The organism is Pseudomonas sp. 21 (genome assembly GCF_000955805.1).
Taxonomy (GTDB): domain Bacteria; phylum Pseudomonadota; class Gammaproteobacteria; order Pseudomonadales; family Pseudomonadaceae; genus Pseudomonas.
In genome coordinates, this window is sequence record NZ_JYOA01000003.1 from 508,192 (window position 1) to 524,088 (window position 15,897).

Below are 15,897 nucleotides of genomic sequence, written 5' to 3' on the forward strand. Positions count from 1 at the left end.
GCCAGCGAAAACCAGCGCGCGACAGTCGTTTCGACTGTCGCGCGCTATCGTTTGGGGGATTGGAAATCCGGCGCAGCTCAACGCGCGCGCGGCCCACACCTGTATTTTCGTAATACTTCAATCCATGACGTGTAATCGATAGATATGGATAATCGTCGCCGTTGCAAGCCGGCCGCCTGTGCGCGGTGTTGTTTGTCTGGACGCCGCCCGGCGGTGAAAAGGAGTGGGTCATGACGTTGGCGCTGATCATCGCGCTGCCTTTCTTCGGGGTATTGCTGCCGCTGCTGACCGAGCGTTTCGGCCGAACCGCCTGCGCCGCCGCCACCGGGCTGGTGCCGCTGCTGGGCCTGGTCCTGCTGCTAGGCCAGCGCTCGGTGCTGGGCGCCGAGGCTCAGGTGCAGCGCCTGGAGTGGTTGCCGCAGGTGGGCCTGAACCTCAGCCTGCGCCTGGATGGCCTGGGCTTCCTGTTCGCCCTGCTGATCCTCGGCATCGGCCTGCTGGTGATCCTCTACGCCCGCTATTACCTGTCCGAGAGGGAACCCGCCGGGCGCTTCTTCGCCTTCCTGCTGCTGTTCATGGGCGCCATGCTCGGCGTGGTGCTCAGCGAAAACCTGCTGCTGATGCTGGTGTTCTGGGAGCTGACCAGCCTGTCGTCGTTCCTGCTGATCGGTTTCTGGGGCCATCGCTCGGACGCGCGCAAGGGCGCGCGCATGTCCCTGGCGGTGACCGGTGGCGGCGGCCTGGCGCTGCTGGCCGGCATCCTGCTGATCGGCCACGTGGTTGGCAGCTTCGAACTCTCCACGGTGCTCGGCGCCCGCGAGGTGCTGCAGGCCAGCCCGCTGTTCCCGCTGGCACTGTGCCTGGTGCTGCTGGGGGTGTTCACCAAGTCCGCACAGTTCCCGTTCCATTTCTGGCTGCCCCACGCCATGGCGGCGCCGACACCGGTGTCGGCCTACCTGCACTCGGCGACCATGGTGAAGGCCGGCGTGTTCCTGCTGGCGCGCCTGTACCCGCTGCTGTCGGGCAATGACCTGTGGTTCTACCTGGTCAGCCTCACCGGTCTGGCGACCCTGCTGATGGGCGCCTTCATGGCGCTGTTCCAGAACGACCTCAAGGGCCTGCTGGCTTATTCGACTATCAGTCACCTGGGCCTGATCACCCTGCTGTTCGGCCTGGATTCGCCCATGGCCAACGTCGCGGCGATCTTCCACATCATCAACCACGCCACCTTCAAGGCTTCGCTGTTCATGGCCGCCGGGATCATCGACCACGAGACCGGCAGCCGCGACATGCGCCGCATCAACGGCATGTGGAAGTACATGCCGCACACCGCCGTGCTGGCGATGGTGGCGTCGGCGTCGATGGCCGGCGTGCCGCTGCTCAACGGCTTCCTCAGCAAGGAGATGTTCTTCGGCGAGACCCTGGCGCAGAACATGATGGGCAGCTTCAACTGGCTGATCCCGGCGCTGGCGACCGTGGGTGCGCTGTTCTCGGTGAGCTACTCGGTGCGCTTCATCCACGACGTGTTCTTCAATGGCGAGCCGATCAACCTGCCTAACCCGCACCCTCACGAGCCGCCGCGCTACATGAAGGTGCCGGTGGAAATCCTCGTGCTGATCTGCCTGCTGGTCGGCGTCATGCCGGGCGTCATCGTCGGCCCGCTGCTGGCCGGCGCCGCCGCGTCGAGCCTGAATGGCGCGCTGCCCGAGTACAGCCTGGCGATCTGGCACGGCTTCAACGCGCCGCTGGCGATGAGTTTCGTCGCCACCGCTGGCGGCGTGTTGCTCTACGTGCTGCGCAAGCCGCTGTTCGACTGGTACGCCGGGTTGCCGGCGATGGACGCCAAGCTGGTGTTCGAACAACAGGTGCAGCGTGTGGTGCGCTTTGCCACCCGAGTGACTGGCTACCTGGAGAACGGCTCGCTGCAGCGCTACTCGATGTTGCTGGTGCTGGCCGCGGTCATTGTGGTGCTCACCGCGCTCGCGCCGCTGCCGAGCATCGAAGGTGATCGGCAGCAGACAGCCCTGGACGGCATCACCGCCCTGGGCCTGGTGCTGCTGGCGATCGCCGGACCGTTGACCGTTTGGTTCCACCGCCAGCGCCTGACCGCGCTGGTCATCCTCAGCATCGCCGGCCTGCTGGTGGCGCTGGCCTTCGCCCGCTTCGCCGCACCCGATCTCGCGCTGACCCAGCTGTCAGTAGAGGTGGTGACCATGGTCCTGCTGATGCTGGCGCTGTACTACCTGCCGGCGCGCACACCGAAGACCTCCAGCAGCCTGCGTCGCCTGCGCGATTTCGTGATCGCCCTGGGGGCCGGCGTGATGGTCACGCTGCTGACCTACGCCGTGCTCACGCGGCCCTACGACAGCATTGCCGGCTACTACCTGGAGAACAGCGTCTCCGGTGGCGGCGGGCACAACGTGGTGAACGTGATCCTGGTGGACTTCCGCGGCTTCGATACCCTCGGCGAGATCACCGTGCTGGCGATTGCCGCGGTCGGTATCTTCGCGCTGCTCGACGGCCTGCGCCTGCTGCGTCGCGAGCGTGACGACGAAGGGCGTGCCTGGGCGAAAGACCGCTTCCCGCCTATCCTCGCCACGCTGTCGCGCCTGCTGCTGCCGCTGGCGCTGCTAGTCTCGGTGTTCATTTTCCTGCGCGGCCACAACCTGCCGGGCGGCGGCTTCATTGCCGGGTTGATCACCTCGGTGGCGCTGATCCTCCAGTACATCGCCTGCGGCAGCCGCTGGGTGAACACGCGCCTGCCGCTGGACTACAGCCGTCTCGCCGGCCTCGGCGTGCTGATCGCCGGGCTGACCGGCCTGGGCGCCTGGTTCTTCGGCTTCCCGTTCCTCACCTCGGCGTTCGGCCACTTCCACATTCCGCTGGTGGGCGACGTCGAGCTGGCCACCGCCATGCTCTTCGACCTGGGCGTGTACTTCACCGTGGTTGGCGCGACGCTGTTGATTCTCTCGGGCCTCGGTTCGGTCACCGCACCACCGGAGCCGATGCTGTCCAAGGAGGCGCACTGATGGAAGCGCTGTTCGCCATCGCCCTCGGTCTGCTGACCGCCAGCGGCGTCTACCTGCTGCTGCGCGCGCGTACCTTCCCGGTGGTGCTGGGGCTGACCCTGCTGTCCTACGCGGTCAACCTGTTCCTCTTCGCCATGGGCCGGCTGGCCGGCGACCCGGCAGTGATCGGCCAGGTCGCCAACGCCGGCGACCCGATTCCCCAGGCGCTGGTGCTGACGGCCATCGTCATCGGCTTCGCCATGACCGCCTTCGTCATCGTCCTGGCCCTGCGCGGGCTGGCGGACACCGGTGGTGATCATGTCGACGGTGGCGAAGGAGAGGAAAGCCGATGAACCACTGGCTGATTCTTCCGGTCCTGCTGCCGCTGTTCGCCGGTTGCGCACTGCTGCTCGTGGGTGAGCGCCTGCAGCGCGGCCTGTCGCTGCTCGCGACCCTGGCGCTGCTGCCGCTTTCCGCCGTGCTGCTGCAACAGGCCGACAGCGGCGTGGTGCAGTTCTACGCGCTGGGCAATTGGCAGCCGCCGTTCGGCATCATCCTGGTGCTGGACCGCCTCAGCGCGCTGATGATCGCTGCCACCGCGCTGCTCGCCAGCCTGTCGCTGATCTACGCGGTGCGTGGGGATGACCGACGCGGCAAGCGCTTCCATGCGCTGTTCCAGTTCCAGCTGCTCGGGTTGAACGGGGCGTTCCTCACCGGTGACCTGTTCAACCTGTTCGTGTTCTTCGAGATCCTGCTGATCGCTTCCTACGCGCTGCTGCTGCATGGCGGCGGGGCAGGGCGCGTGCGCGCGGGTGTGCACTATGTGGTGCTCAACCTGGTCGGTTCGGCGTTCTTCCTCCTCGCGGTGGGCACGCTCTACGGCATTACCGGCACTCTGAACATGGCGCACATGGCCGAGCGCGTCGCGCATTTAGGTGCCGAGCAGGCGCCGCTGGTACGCGCGGCGGCGCTGTTGCTGCTGGTGGTGTTCGGCCTGAAGGCCGCTCTGCTGCCGCTGTACTTCTGGTTGCCGAGGGCTTACGCCGAGGCCAGCGCGCCGGTGGCGGCGCTGTTCTCGATCATGACCAAGGTGGGCATCTACTCGATCCTGCGCGTGTACACGCTGATCTTCGGCGAGCAGGCCGGCGAGCTGGCCAACCTCGCGCAGGCCTGGCTGTGGCCGCTGGCGCTGGCCGGGATCGTGGCCGGGGCGCTGGGCGCGTTGGCGGCGACCACGCTGCAGGGCCTGCTGTCTTACCTGGTGGTGGTGTCCGCCGGTACGCTGCTGGCAGCCATCGCCCTGGGTACGCCGGAGGCGCTGTCCGCCGCGCTCTACTACCTGCTGCACAGCATCTGGGTAGCCGGTGGCTTGTTCCTGCTGGCCGACCTCATTGCCCGCCAGCGCGGCGAGAAGGGCGGCCGCCTGGTCCAAGGCCCGGCGCTGCTGCAGCCGCACCTGCTGGGGGGGGCGTTCTTCTTCGGCGCTATCGCGGTCGCCGGCCTGCCGCCGCTGTCGGGCTTCCTCGGCAAGCTGATGCTGCTGCGCTCGGTAAGCGAAGGTAGCGAAGCCATCGCGCTGTGGAGCGTGGTACTGGTCAGCGGTCTGGTCACCATCATCGCCCTGAGCCGCGCCGGCAGCACGCTGTTCTGGCGCACCGGACTGAGCGTGCTGGGTAGCGCCAATCGCGAACCGCTGAAGATGCTGGCGAGCTTCGGCCTGCTGGCCAGCGCGCCGCTGATGGTGGTCGCTGCTCGGCCACTGATCGCTTATACGCAGGCTACGGCGGCGCAATTGCTGGACGCCGGGCTCTACCGCCAGGCGATCCTGCTGGGAGGTGGCGCATGACCCGGCGCATCTTCCCGCACCCGTTGCTCAGCGGCGTGCTGCTGCTGAGCTGGCTGTTGCTGGTCAACGATTTCTCCCTTGGCCACTGGCTGCTCGGTGCGTTCCTTGGCCTGACGATCCCGCTGCTGTGCCGCAACCTGCTGCTGGCCGCGCCGCGCATCCAGCGGCCGGGCCTGCTGCTGCGCTTCATCGGCCTGGTGCTCTACGACATAGTCGTGGCCAACCTGCAGGTGGCAAGACTGGTGCTCGGGCCGAAGGCAAACCTGCAGCCGGGCTTCGTCGAGATTCCCCTGGAGCTGACCGACGATCTCGCCATCAGCATCCTCGCCAGTGTCATCACCCTGACCCCGGGCACCTGTTCCGCCGACCTGTCCGCCGACCGTCGCACGCTGCTGGTCCACGGCATCGACGTACCGGACCCACAGGCGCTGGTGGCGGACATCAAGGCGCGCTACGAGGCGCCGCTGAAGGAGGTGTTCCCGTGCTCGGCATCGTGATCCCGATCTGCCTGGCGTTGCTGGGTATCGCCGTGCTGCTCACCGTGGCGCGGCTGATTCGCGGCCCATCGGCGGCGGATCGCATCCTTGCGCTGGACACCCTGTCCGTGGAGGCCATCGCGCTGATCGTGCTGTTCGGCATCTGGAAGGGCAGCGGCCTGTACTTCGAGGCGGCGCTGCTGATCGCGGTGATGGGCTTCGTCAGCACCGTGGCCCTGTGCAAGTTCCTGCTGCGCGGAGACATCATCGAATGAGTGTTCTGATCGAAGCGCTGGTCTGCCTGCTGTTGCTGGCCGGCAGCCTGTTCGCCCTGCTCGGCGCCATCGGCCTGTACCGGCTGCCGGACTTCTACACGCGCCTGCATGCGCCAACCAAGGCCTCGACCCTGGGCGTGGGCGGAGTGGTGCTGGCTTCGCTGCTGTACTTCAGTACGCGCGGCGAGGGCGTCAGCCTGCATGAGGTCCTGATCACCGTGTTCCTCTTCATCACCGCGCCGGTCAGCGCGCACCTGCTGGCCAAGGCGGCGATGCAGCAGCGCGTGCCGGCGGAGCGGGGGACCCAGGGCAAGCCCTGGGAGTGATTTTGAGCCTTGTTTGTGCTGCTTCTGGATTGGGTGACCTGCGTCGCTTCAACGAGGCCTCCTGAACGGGGCAGTCGGAGCGTGCGGGTGTTTTTCTGGAATCCTTTCAGAGCCAGAGCGGTGTTGCTCTTCGTAGGAGCGAGCTTGCTCGCGAACCGCCCTGGCGCTGGAGCCGCCGGTGAGTTTGTTCGCGAGCAAGCTCGCTCCTACAGTTCGAATCCGGCCCATACAGTTTCCCCACGATTCTGTACCTGTCGGCCGCCGGTGCGCGCCTCCTATACTCCGGGGACCTTTTGACTGGAGCGTCCCGTGCAGCAATCCCGGCCGTTCGCCCTCGCGTGCCTGGTGCTGGCCATGGCGCTCTGGGGCAGTTCCTTCATCGCACTGAAGTTCGCCTTCCAGGAAATGCCGGCCATGTGGGTGATCTTCGCCCGTATGGCGCTGGGCAGCCTGATCTTCCTCGCCGCCTGGCGCTGGCGCGGGCGTATCGACTACCGCCCTGGCGACTGGAAGTGGCTGCTGGCACTGGCCGCCTGCGAGCCCTGCCTGTACTTCATCTTCGAGTCCCTGGCGCTGCAGCAGACCAGTGCCGCGCAGGCCGGGATGATCACCGCGCTGCTGCCCCTGCTGGTGGCGGTCGGCGCCTTCTTCCTGCTGCATGAGAAGATCGCCCGCAATACCTGGCTGGGCTTCGCCCTGGCGGTGCTCGGCTCGCTCTGGCTGACGCTGGCCAGCGAGCCGGACCGCCACGCGCCCAATCCGCTGCTGGGCAATTTCTACGAACTGCTGGCGATGCTCTGTGCCACCGGTTACACCCTGCTGCTCAAGCACCTGTCGGCGCGCTATTCACCCTTCATCCTCACCGCAATGCAGGCGTTCATCGGCTCGCTGTTCTTCCTGCCGCTGGCGCTGGCAACCTCCGGGCTGCCGGCAGCGCCCGGCCCAACCGGCTGGTTCGCCCTGGTCTACCTGGGCAGCGTGGTCACCGTCGGCGCCTATGGCCTGTACAACTTCGGCGTCAGCCGCCTGCCGGCGAGCCAGGCGACCGGTTTCATCAACCTGATCCCGGTGTTCACCCTGATTTTCGCCGCGTTGCTGCTGGGCGAGGTGCTCAGCGGCCAGCAGGCGCTGGCCGCCGGCCTGGTGTTCATCGGCGTCGCCCTCAGCCAGTGGCGCAGTGCGCCGCCCACATCGCCCGCCGGTGTGCTGGACTGAACCCATTGAACCGCTTGCCCTGCCAGGAGAACGACACGATGGCCACCCAGGAACGCAACTGGACCCGTGAGGCGATCCGCATCATCGAAGCGGATTTCCAGCGCAGCGCCGATACCCACCTGATCCCGTTGGACCTGCCCGGCCTGCCGGGCGTGGAGCTGTACTTCAAGGACGAGTCGAGCCACCCCACCGGCAGCCTCAAGCACCGCCTGGCGCGCTCGCTGTTCCTTTACGCGCTGTGCAACGGCTGGCTGCGGCCGGGCGCTCCGGTGATCGAGGCGTCCAGCGGCTCTACGGCCATTTCCGAAGCCTATTTCGCCCGGCTGCTCGGCTTGCCGTTCATTGCCGTGGTGCCGGCCAGCACCTCGAAGGAGAAGATCGCGCAGATCGCCTTCTACGGCGGCCAGGCGCATCTGGTCGACGACCCGACGCAGATCTACGCCGAGTCCGAACGCCTGGCGAAGGAAACCGGCGGCCACTTCATGGACCAGTTCACCTACGCCGAGCGCGCCACCGACTGGCGGGCGAACAACAACATCGCCGAGTCGATCTTCCAGCAGATGCGCCACGAGCGCTTCCCCGAACCGGCCTGGCTGGTCTCCAGCCCCGGCACCGGCGGCACCCTGGCGACCCTGGGGCGCTTCGCCCGCTACCGCCGGCATGACACCCGCGTGCTCTGCGCCGACGCCGAGCGCTCGGTGTTCTTCGATTCCTACCGTACCGGCGACCGCGACCTGACCCTGAGCTACGGCTCGCGCATCGAAGGCATCGGCCGCCCTCGCGTGGAAGCCTCCTTCCTGCCCAACGTGCTCGATGCCTGCTGCAAGGTGCCCGACGACCTGTCGCTGGCGGCCATGCACTACCTGGCCCGGCGCCTGGGGCGGCACGTCGGCGGCTCCAGCGGCACCAACCTGATCGGCGCCCTGCTGGTGGCGCGGCAGATGGTGGCGCGGCGCGAGAGCGGCTCGGTGGTGGCGATCCTCTGCGACAGCGGCGAGCGCTACGAGACCACCTACTACAACCCGTTGTGGCTGATTTCCCAGGGTTTCGACCTCGATCCGCTGATCGAGGCCGTGCGCCAGTGCGCCGAGCACGGCGCCGCGCTGCCCGGTGATCTGCCTTGCATCGGACTGGACTGATCCCATGGAGGGACGCATGAAAACCATCGGCCTGATCGGCGGCATGAGCTGGGAATCGACCATTCCCTACTACCGGCAGATCAACGAACGCATCAAGGAAAAACTCGGCGGCCTGCACTCGGCGAAGATCGCCCTGTACAGCGTGGACTTCCACGAGATCGAGCGTCTGCAGCATGCCGGTGACTGGGACGCCGCCGGCCGTGTGCTGGCTGACGCGGCCCGTTCGCTGAAGGCGGCGGGTGCGGATTTCCTGGTGCTCTGTACCAACACCATGCACAAGGTGGCGCCGGCCATCGAGGCGGCGGTGGATATCCCGCTGCTGCACATCGCCGACCCGACCGCCGAGGCGATCCGCGCGGCGGGTGTTGCCACGGTCGGCCTGCTGGGCACGCGCTTCACCATGGAGCAGGCGTTCTACAAGGATCGCCTGGTGGACAAGTTCGGGCTCAAGGTGCTGACGCCGAGCGAGGCCGAGCGCCAGGTCGTGCACCGGATCATCTACGAGGAACTGTGCCTGGGGCGGATTCGCGACGAATCGCGGGAAGAGTACCGGCGCATCATCGCCGCGCTGGTGGAGCAGGGCGCCGAAGCGGTGATCCTCGGCTGCACGGAGATTTCCCTGCTGGTCGGCCCGGCGGACGCCTCGGTGCCGCTGTTCGACACCACTGCACTGCATGCCCTGCACGCGGCCGACGCCGCCATTTGAGGAGACCTCACAGCATGAGCTTCATCAGCCTGAGAGTGCGTGCGGCGTTCATCATGCACGGCTACGACGAGCAGAACCGCGAGGTGATCGAGCAGGTCTCCGACCCGGACTTCGTCGAGAAGCTGGTGCGCGTCGAGCGCATCCAGTCGATCAGCGAAAAGTACGTGCTGGTGACCGCCAGCGATGGCCGGCTGGCGTACTGGGAGTACGAGGGGGAATTCGCCGTGCTCAAGGCGCGGCTGGTGGCGGCGGGGCTGCTCGTTTGAGGTTGCCGGCGGATAACCTGTTCCACGTTATGCGCCCTACGGTGCCGAAATTACCAGGGGTGTAGGAGCGGACTTTGTCCGCGATGGCATCCGGCGCGATGCGGACCGATCGCGGACGGAGTCCGCTCCTACGTCCCGGCTGGCAGTTGCCGCGCGCCGGCCGATCAATCCCCGCTGGAGCCGCCCGGGTAGGCGCAGCCGCGCATGACCTTGTTGTCCAGGCGCAGCTCGGCGGACAGATTGCTCAGCGCGCCGCTCATGCTGTCCTGGCAGCGTGCCGGAGCGACCCACAATTCGACCTTCTCACCGTTGGCCTCGCTGGAATAACTGGTGCTGCCGTCGGGCACGCCTTCGGCGATGTACGGCAGCGCCAGGGATTCCTTGCCCGGCTGCTCGATCAGCATGCCCTGGCTGTTCACCAGCACGCTCCAGCCCGGCTCGTTGCCGTGGGCGCGGACTACCGCGCGCTTGAAGTTCGGGTCGTCGCAGCCCGAGCCTTCGTGCTGCAGGCGATAGACCTTGGCCACTTCCAGCTTGCCATCGGTGCCCTGGGCGCTGCTGCCGCTGAAGCTGCCGCGCAGGTCGGCGTACAGCGAGGTCGCGCCGTCGTTGAACATCTCAAGCGCATCGCGGGGCAGGCCGGTGTTGCCGGTGTCCTCGATGCTGAAGCGGCGCTGCTCGGTGCAACTGCGGAACACCAGCTTGCCGTCCTGGCGGGTCAGTTCGCCCTGCAGGCGGGTGGAGGCGTTAAGATCGGTCTTGTTCGGCGTCCACACCTGGCAGGCGGCGAACAGGGGCAGCAGGCTGAACAGAATGAAACGGCTGGATCGCATGGAACGGGCTCCCTCGAAAGTGCGCCCACGTTACCCAGCGAAGCCGGCCACCTCAAGCTGACGAGGAGGATTTCGGATGATTCGTTGCAAGCGCGCCTACGAACCGGCGGCGCAGGAAGACGGCCAGCGGGTGCTGGTGGACCGTCTGTGGCCACGGGGGATTCGCAAGGAAGACCTGCACATGGCGCTGTGGGCCAAGGAGGTGTCGCCGTCCAACGAGCTGCGCCAGCGCTTCCACCACGACCCGAATCTGTTCGAGGACTTCCGCAAGGCCTACCACGGCGAGCTGAATGCCCACCCGGAGCACTGGATGGGCCTGCTGGCCCTTGCGCGCAAGGGCACGCTGACGCTGCTCTATGCGGCCAAGGACGAGGAGCACAACAACGCGCAGGTGTTGGCGGAGTTCCTCGAGGACGAGCTGGAGAAACAGGGTGAGGGCAGCTCGCCTGTTTGCTACGCGGGCAAGTCGGAATGACCGTGTAGGAGCGCGCCATGCGCGCGATCGCGGGCACGGCCCGCTCCTACAGAGGGCGACAGAGTTCGCCGGTTACCAGATCTTGTAAACCTGCCCGCTCTGCTTGCCTTCCACGCTGCGGGCGAAGCCCAGGGCGGCATCGGCGGCCGGCACCGGCTTGAAGCCGCGGAAGAAAGGCGCGTAGCCCTCCATCGACTCCACCAGCACGTTCGGGCTCACCGCGTTGATCCGCTGGCCGCGCGGCAGTTCCAGGGCGGCACTGCGCACGAAGCCTTCCACCGCGCCGTTGACCAGGCTGGCCGAGCTGCCCAGCACGATGGGCTGTTCGCTGAGGATGCCAGTGGTGAGGGTGAAGGAGGCGCCGTCGTTGGCGTACTGGCTGCCGATCAGCACCAGGTTCACCTGGCCCATCAGCTTGTCCTTCAGGCCGACCGCCATTTCCGCCTCGCCCATTTCCGCCAGCGCGCCGAAGTGCACCTTGCCGGCGGCGCTGATCAGGGCGTCGAATCCGCCGACCTGCTCGAACAGCGCGCGGATCGAGGCGCTGTCGGTGATATCCACGCGATAGTCGCCGCTGTTGCGACCGACGCGGACGATCTCGTGGCGCTGGCCCAGTTCGTTGGCGACGGCTTGGCCGAGGGTGCCGCTGGCGCCGATCAGGATGATTTTCATGAAGGCTCTCCACTGAGGTGGTTTGGCTGAAAGTGAATTCAGTCTAGAGTGACCTTCTGTTTTGATAATCCAGTCAATCGACAACCTTTGGTTTTCATATGGAAACAATCGCCAGCGACCTGGAAGACCTTTCCGCCTTCGCCGTGCTGCTGGAATGCGGCAGCTTCACCCGTGCCGCGGAGAGGCTCGGCTGCAGCAAAGGCCAGCTGTCCAAGCGCATTTCCGCGCTGGAGCAGGCGCTGGGGGCGACCCTGGTGCACCGCACGACCCGGCGCCTGTCGCTGACCGCCGCCGGTGCCGCATTGCTGCCCGAGGCCCAGGCGCTCAACGCCCAGGCGGCGCGGGCGCGGCAGGCGGTGCTGGCGTTGCAGGAGGAAGCGCAGGGCAAGGTGCGGTTGAGCGTGCCGGTGTCGCTGGGCGAGACCTTCTTCGATGCCTGGCTGATGGAGTTTTCCCGCCAGTACCCGGACATTCGCCTGGAACTGGATCTCTCCAACGAGCGCCGTGACCTGGTGGCCGACGGCTTCGACCTGGCGATCCGCTCCGGCAGCCTGGCGGTGGACGAGCGCCTGGTGGCGCGGCCGCTGTTCGCCCTGCAGGAGCTGACCTGTGCCACACCGGACTACCTGGCCGAGCACGGCGTACCGGAAACGCCGGCGGAGCTGGCCGGCCATTCCTGCCTGCAGAACACCCATTATCAGGACAGCGACGTCTGGCTCTACCAGCGCCACCATGAACTGTTCCGGGTGACGGTGAATGGATTGCTGGCGAGCAACCACTACACCTTGCTGAAGAAAGCGGCGCTGGCCGGCGCGGGGATCAGCCGGCTGCCGTCCTACATGATTCAGCAGGAACTGGCTGAAGGCAGTCTCGTCTGGCTGCTGCGCGACTACCAGACCCGGACCCAGCCGGTGTTCCTCATCCATGCGTACCAGAGCCGCTTGCCGCGCCGCACCCAGCTGCTGGCGGACTACCTGCTGCGCTGGTTCGAGCGTAGCCGGATGCAGTTGGTCGCCCTGGAAGGCTGACAGAGTTTTCGTTCAGCTCCGTTCAGCATTGGTTCAGAGAGGGTTCAGGGGGAGTTCAGGGACCCATCGTTAGGCTTTCACCATCACTTTTGAGAGCCTTCCGAGGTCACCACCATGAACCGTCCCACTCTGCTGCTGACAGCCCTGTTCGCCAGCGCCGCTCTGCTGAGCGGCTGCGCTTCCAACCTGTCGGGTTCTTCCTACTCCCGTGCTGATGCCCGCGCCGTGCAGAACGTGCGCATGGGCACCATCGAGTCCCTGCGTCCGGTGCAGATCGAAGGCACCAAGACGCCCATCGGCACCCTGGCCGGCGCGGCGGTCGGCGGTATCGCCGGCAACTCCATCGGCGGTGGCCGCGGCAAGGCCATCACCACCATCCTCGGCGGCGTGGCCGGCGGCGCGGCGGGCTCGGCGGTGGAAGAGGGCATCACCCGCACACAGGGCGTGGAAATCGTGGTCCGCGAGGATGACGGCGGCACCCGTGCCTATGTGCAGGCGGTCGATTCGCAACAATTCCGCGTCGGCGATCGCGTTCGCATCATGTCCGTCAACGGCGCCAGCCGCGTGACCCTCTGACCTGACGCGGAGATCCCACCATGCGCCGCCTGTTGATCGCCCTGCTGCTGATCGTCGGCTCTGGCACCGCCATGGCCGATGAGGACGGAGGCTTCTGGTACCTGCAGACCAGCGTCTACACGACCCACTGGACCAAGGATCCGGAGCACAACAACCACCAGGAACTGATCGGTCTCGAGCGTAACCGCGCCGATGGCATCGTCTGGGGCGGCGCGACCTTCAAGAACTCCTTCAGCCAGCGCTCCAACTATGTCTACGCCGGCAAGCGCTTCGACTGGGAAGGCACGCCGTTCTACGCCAAGGTCACCGGTGGCGCGCTGCAGGGTTATCGCGGCGACTACCGCGACAAGATTCCGCTGAACCGCTACGGCGTGGCGCCGGCGATCATTCCTTCGGTCGGCGCGCATCTGGGGCCGGTCGGTGCCGAGTTCGTGGTATTGGGAGGCTCCGCAGCGATGGTTAACGTCGGCGTACGCTTCTGAGTTTTCCCAAGGCAAGAATGGCGCGGGCCGCGGTGTCAGTTCACCGCGGCCCGCGCCGTTTCTGTTTCTGTTGGACGTGAGTGTCAGCTGGCGACTTCCTTCAGTGCCTTGTCCAGGCAGTCGATGAACAGCTCGGCGTGTTCCTGCTCGAAGGCCAGCAGCGGGCGGATCTTCAGGATGTTCTCCAGTGGCCCGGCGGCGCTGATCAGCACGCCGCGCTCGCGCATGCTGTTGACCACCTGGCGGGTCTGGTTGGCAGCGGGGGACTTCGACGCGCGATCGGTGACCAGTTCGACGCCGAGGAAAAGCCCCGCGCCGCGCACGTCGCCGATCAGTTCATGGCGCTCGGCGAGCTGGCGGATGCCCTGGAGCATAAAGGTGCCGATGCGCTGGGAGCGCTCCTGCAGTTTTTCGTCGCGGATCACGTCGAGTACCGCCTGGGCCGCCGCGCAGGACACCGGGTTGCCGCCGAAGGTGTTGAAGTAGCGCACCTCGCGGCCGAAGCTTTCGAGGATTTCCGGGCGTACCACCACGCCGGCGATGGGCTGGCCGTTGCCCATGGGTTTGCCGAGGGTGACCAGGTCCGGTTGTACGCCGTGGCGCTGGAAGCCCCACATGGCGTCGCCGGTGCGGGCGAAGCCGCTCTGCACTTCGTCGGCGATGTAGAGCAGGCCTTCGTCCTGGGCGACTTTCACCGCTTCGGCGAGGAAGCCCGGCGGGCCGGCCAGCACGCCGTCGCTGGCGAAGATGCCATCGAGCAGCAGCGCGGCGGGCTTGATGCCGTGGGCGCGCAGATCGGCGATGGCGGCGCGCACGTCGTCGGCGAACAGCTTGCCGACGTTCTCTGCACCCAGCCGGTAGGCGTCCGGGGCAATCACGGTGCGCGCGTGGGCGGGGAGGGTGATGCCTGCGCCGAGGGACGGCGACAGTTCGGAAATGGTGCCGGTGACGCCGTGGTAGGCGAAGCGGGTGATGATCACCCCGGTGCCGCCGGTGTACTGGCGGGCGATGCGCAGGGCGAGGTCGTTCGCCTCGCTGCCGGTGCAGGTGAACATCACCTGGTCCAGGCCATCGGGGAAGGTGGCGAGCAGGTCTTCGGCGTAGTCGAGGATGCCTTCCTGCAGGTAGCGGGTGTGGGTGTTGAGCACTGCCGCCTGGCTGGCGATCGCCTGCACCACGCGGGGGTGGCAGTGGCCGATGGAGGCGACGTTGTTGTAGGCGTCGAGGTAGCGGTTGCCCTGGTTGTCGTAGAGCCATACGCCCTCGCCGCGCACGGTGTGCAGCGGGCGCTCGTAGAACAGCCGGTAGGCCGGGCCGAGCAGGCGCGCGCGGCGCTCGATCAGGCGGCGTTCCGCATCGCTCAGGCGCTCGGCGTCGGCGGCGCTGAATCCGTTGGGCATGGTCATGGGCGGGGCTCCTGTTGTTTGGCGCAGGCGGCGAAGATCTGCTCCTGCGCCTGTTCCCGGCTCAGGCGGGCCAGGCCTTGCACGGCCTGCCAGGCGTGGCGGGTGTTACGCAGGATGTAGTCGCGGTTCTCGGGATGCAGGCTGGCGCGCCAGGCGGTGATGCTCAGGGTCATGATCAGGCGCGTGGCGATCAGGTCGGCGAGGATTTCCTGTTCCTCGGCCAGCAGCGGGCAGCGGCGATGGTAGGCGGCGATCATCTCGCAGGCGGTGGCCAGCGGCGCGTCCGGCTCGCCGACCTGGTAGGCGGCGGCGACGCCGAGGTCGTTGATCAGCGGCGCGTGAACCATGTCGCCGAAGTCGAGGATGTTGCGCACCCGGTCCGGATGCTTGGCATCGACGATGACGTTGTGCGGGTTCAGGTCGTTGTGGATGACCTGGGCGCGCAGCGTGGCCTGGCGGGGCAGGGCGTGGCGTTCGAAATTGTCGAGGAAGCGCTCGACCAGGGCGCGCTGGTCTCGATCCTGTATGTAGACCAGCAGGTTGCGCAGGCGCGAGGCGTGCTTGAGGTCCCAGAGCAGTTCGTGGTCGGCGGTGGCCGGGTGTTCGAAACCCTTGAGCGCCAGGCCCAGGCGGGCCAGGTCGTCGCCCAGGTTCTCGCGCAGGGCGCGGCTGCGTTGCGGGACGCGGTGCAGCGGGACACCGTCGACGAAGGAGAACAGCCGGGCAATCATCGGCTGGCCATCGACAGTGATGGGAATCTGGTGCTCGCCGTTCAGCGAGGGATAGACGCGCTGCACCGCCAGGGTCGGGTCTTCGGCCTCCACGCGGAGCAGGGCGCGGGTCTGGAAGTCCACGACCTGCGGGTCCTCCAGCGGGTGCGAGAGCTTCAGCAGGCGGTCGTCGCCATGGCCATGGGCGATGTGGAAGTTCAGGTCGCGTTCGCCGGCGAGGCGGTTCAGCGTGCCGCGCTGGCCGAAGTATTCGTCGGCGATGGCAGCGGCCTGGGCGTCGCTCACCTGGGCGGGGGCCGCTTCCAGCAGGTGATCGTGGACGGGAGCGGTATTGAGGGGCACGGGTACATCTCCAGCAGGGTTCAGCGGTCGTTCGGTATTGCGGCCGTGCGAGGTGGCGCGTCCGCCCGGCGCGGGGCCGGGCGGACGCCATCCAC

At 67.0% G+C, this 15,897-nt stretch carries 18 protein-coding genes; 14 read left to right on the forward strand and 4 right to left on the reverse strand.

The window, feature by feature from the left end; all coding sequences use genetic code 11:
• Window positions 1-230: 230 nt before the first annotated feature.
• The 10 genes from UB43_RS07925 to UB43_RS07970 all read left to right on the forward strand — a co-directional run bounded on the left by UB43_RS07925 (window position 231) and on the right by UB43_RS07970 (window position 9,257).
• Window positions 231-3,029, forward strand: coding sequence for a monovalent cation/H+ antiporter subunit A (locus UB43_RS07925; protein ID WP_045209876.1), 2,799 nt, complete (start codon window positions 231-233; stop codon window positions 3,027-3,029).
• On the forward strand, window positions 3,029-3,361 hold the full coding sequence (locus UB43_RS07930) for a Na+/H+ antiporter subunit C (protein WP_045209877.1): 333 nt from the start codon (window positions 3,029-3,031) through the stop codon (window positions 3,359-3,361). Before UB43_RS07925 ends, UB43_RS07930 begins: the two co-directional genes overlap by 1 nt.
• Window positions 3,358-4,854 (forward strand): monovalent cation/H+ antiporter subunit D, encoded by a 1,497-nt coding sequence (locus tag UB43_RS07935; RefSeq protein WP_045209878.1) that lies wholly within the window; start codon window positions 3,358-3,360, stop codon window positions 4,852-4,854. Before UB43_RS07930 ends, UB43_RS07935 begins: the two co-directional genes overlap by 4 nt.
• Window positions 4,851-5,351, forward strand: a complete 501-nt coding sequence (locus UB43_RS07940) for a Na+/H+ antiporter subunit E (protein WP_045209879.1) — start codon at window positions 4,851-4,853, stop codon at window positions 5,349-5,351. The genes UB43_RS07935 and UB43_RS07940 overlap by 4 nt, the downstream gene beginning before the upstream one ends.
• The gene (locus UB43_RS07945; protein WP_045209880.1) at window positions 5,336-5,605 is read left to right on the forward strand and encodes a K+/H+ antiporter subunit F; all 270 of its coding nucleotides are present in this window, start codon (window positions 5,336-5,338) and stop codon (window positions 5,603-5,605) included. The genes UB43_RS07940 and UB43_RS07945 overlap by 16 nt, the downstream gene beginning before the upstream one ends.
• A complete protein-coding gene (locus tag UB43_RS07950) occupies window positions 5,602-5,931 on the forward strand; it encodes a Na+/H+ antiporter subunit G (protein ID WP_045209881.1) in 330 nt (109 codons plus the stop codon). Before UB43_RS07945 ends, UB43_RS07950 begins: the two co-directional genes overlap by 4 nt.
• Before the next feature lie 309 nt (window positions 5,932-6,240).
• Window positions 6,241-7,146 carry a DMT family transporter gene (locus UB43_RS07955; protein WP_045209882.1) on the forward strand — a complete coding sequence of 302 codons (906 nt, stop codon included), beginning with the start codon at window positions 6,241-6,243 and terminating at the stop codon, window positions 7,144-7,146.
• 38 nt (window positions 7,147-7,184) lie between these two features.
• A complete protein-coding gene (locus tag UB43_RS07960; RefSeq protein ID WP_045209883.1) occupies window positions 7,185-8,285 on the forward strand; it encodes a PLP-dependent cysteine synthase family protein in 1,101 nt (366 codons plus the stop codon).
• 16 nt (window positions 8,286-8,301) lie between these two features.
• Complete coding sequence (locus UB43_RS07965; protein WP_045209884.1) at window positions 8,302-8,991, forward strand: aspartate/glutamate racemase family protein; 690 nt, start codon at window positions 8,302-8,304, stop codon at window positions 8,989-8,991.
• A 14-nt stretch (window positions 8,992-9,005) separates the two neighbouring features.
• Window positions 9,006-9,257, forward strand: coding sequence for a hypothetical protein (locus UB43_RS07970; protein WP_045209885.1), 252 nt, complete (start codon window positions 9,006-9,008; stop codon window positions 9,255-9,257).
• Between the two features lie 164 nt (window positions 9,258-9,421).
• On the opposite strand, the gene UB43_RS07975 is transcribed toward UB43_RS07970, so the two are convergent.
• On the reverse strand, window positions 9,422-10,090 hold the full coding sequence (locus UB43_RS07975) for a COG3650 family protein (RefSeq protein WP_045209886.1): 669 nt from the start codon (window positions 10,088-10,090) through the stop codon (window positions 9,422-9,424).
• Window positions 10,091-10,166: 76 nt separating this feature from the next.
• Here UB43_RS07975 and UB43_RS07980 point away from each other — a divergent pair, with 76 nt between their 5' ends.
• The gene (locus UB43_RS07980) at window positions 10,167-10,565 is read left to right on the forward strand and encodes a DUF488 domain-containing protein (RefSeq protein ID WP_045209887.1); all 399 of its coding nucleotides are present in this window, start codon (window positions 10,167-10,169) and stop codon (window positions 10,563-10,565) included.
• A 72-nt stretch (window positions 10,566-10,637) separates the two neighbouring features.
• On the opposite strand, the gene UB43_RS07985 is transcribed toward UB43_RS07980, so the two are convergent.
• Entirely contained in the window at window positions 10,638-11,237 is a 600-nt protein-coding gene (locus UB43_RS07985; protein ID WP_045209888.1) for a short chain dehydrogenase, read from the reverse strand.
• A 98-nt stretch (window positions 11,238-11,335) separates the two neighbouring features.
• Between UB43_RS07985 and UB43_RS07990 the strand changes: the two genes are divergently transcribed.
• The 3 genes from UB43_RS07990 (at window position 11,336) to UB43_RS08000 (ending at window position 13,323) form a co-directional block, all read left to right on the forward strand.
• Complete coding sequence (locus tag UB43_RS07990) at window positions 11,336-12,265, forward strand: LysR family transcriptional regulator (RefSeq protein WP_045209889.1); 930 nt, start codon at window positions 11,336-11,338, stop codon at window positions 12,263-12,265.
• 114 nt (window positions 12,266-12,379) lie between these two features.
• The gene (locus UB43_RS07995; protein ID WP_045209890.1) at window positions 12,380-12,841 is read left to right on the forward strand and encodes a glycine zipper 2TM domain-containing protein; all 462 of its coding nucleotides are present in this window, start codon (window positions 12,380-12,382) and stop codon (window positions 12,839-12,841) included.
• Between the two features lie 20 nt (window positions 12,842-12,861).
• Window positions 12,862-13,323: a hypothetical protein gene (locus UB43_RS08000; RefSeq protein WP_045209891.1), complete on the forward strand. Its 462-nt coding sequence runs from the start codon at window positions 12,862-12,864 to the stop codon at window positions 13,321-13,323.
• Window positions 13,324-13,406: 83 nt separating this feature from the next.
• Here the strand turns inward: UB43_RS08000 and UB43_RS08005 are convergent, their stop codons facing one another.
• Together UB43_RS08005 and UB43_RS08010 are read right to left on the reverse strand one after the other, a co-directional pair.
• Window positions 13,407-14,729: an aspartate aminotransferase family protein gene (locus tag UB43_RS08005; protein ID WP_045209892.1), complete on the reverse strand. Its 1,323-nt coding sequence runs from the start codon at window positions 14,727-14,729 to the stop codon at window positions 13,407-13,409.
• The gene (locus UB43_RS08010) at window positions 14,726-15,802 is read right to left on the reverse strand and encodes a phosphotransferase (protein WP_045209893.1); all 1,077 of its coding nucleotides are present in this window, start codon (window positions 15,800-15,802) and stop codon (window positions 14,726-14,728) included. The genes UB43_RS08005 and UB43_RS08010 overlap by 4 nt, the downstream gene beginning before the upstream one ends.
• Between the last annotated feature and the right edge of the window lie 95 nt (window positions 15,803-15,897).

Bases quoted from the DNA above. Each gene is read 5' to 3' on its own strand.
- UB43_RS07925 (WP_045209876.1), top strand. From the start codon at position 231: ATGACGTTGGCGCTGATCATCGCGCTGCCTTTCTTCGGGGTATTGCTG.
- UB43_RS07930 (WP_045209877.1), top strand. From the start codon at position 3,029: ATGGAAGCGCTGTTCGCCATCGCCCTCGGTCTGCTGACCGCCAGCGGC.
- UB43_RS07935 (WP_045209878.1), top strand. From the start codon at position 3,358: ATGAACCACTGGCTGATTCTTCCGGTCCTGCTGCCGCTGTTCGCCGGT.
- UB43_RS07940 (WP_045209879.1), top strand. From the start codon at position 4,851: ATGACCCGGCGCATCTTCCCGCACCCGTTGCTCAGCGGCGTGCTGCTG.
- UB43_RS07950 (WP_045209881.1), top strand. From the start codon at position 5,602: ATGAGTGTTCTGATCGAAGCGCTGGTCTGCCTGCTGTTGCTGGCCGGC.
- UB43_RS07960 (WP_045209883.1), top strand. From the start codon at position 7,185: ATGGCCACCCAGGAACGCAACTGGACCCGTGAGGCGATCCGCATCATC.
- UB43_RS07965 (WP_045209884.1), top strand. From the start codon at position 8,302: ATGAAAACCATCGGCCTGATCGGCGGCATGAGCTGGGAATCGACCATT.
- UB43_RS07970 (WP_045209885.1), top strand. From the start codon at position 9,006: ATGAGCTTCATCAGCCTGAGAGTGCGTGCGGCGTTCATCATGCACGGC.
- UB43_RS07975 (WP_045209886.1), bottom strand. From the start codon at position 10,090: ATGCGATCCAGCCGTTTCATTCTGTTCAGCCTGCTGCCCCTGTTCGCC.
- UB43_RS07980 (WP_045209887.1), top strand. From the start codon at position 10,167: ATGATTCGTTGCAAGCGCGCCTACGAACCGGCGGCGCAGGAAGACGGC.
- UB43_RS07985 (WP_045209888.1), bottom strand. From the start codon at position 11,237: ATGAAAATCATCCTGATCGGCGCCAGCGGCACCCTCGGCCAAGCCGTC.
- UB43_RS07990 (WP_045209889.1), top strand. From the start codon at position 11,336: ATGGAAACAATCGCCAGCGACCTGGAAGACCTTTCCGCCTTCGCCGTG.
- UB43_RS07995 (WP_045209890.1), top strand. From the start codon at position 12,380: ATGAACCGTCCCACTCTGCTGCTGACAGCCCTGTTCGCCAGCGCCGCT.
- UB43_RS08000 (WP_045209891.1), top strand. From the start codon at position 12,862: ATGCGCCGCCTGTTGATCGCCCTGCTGCTGATCGTCGGCTCTGGCACC.
- UB43_RS08005 (WP_045209892.1), bottom strand. From the start codon at position 14,729: ATGACCATGCCCAACGGATTCAGCGCCGCCGACGCCGAGCGCCTGAGC.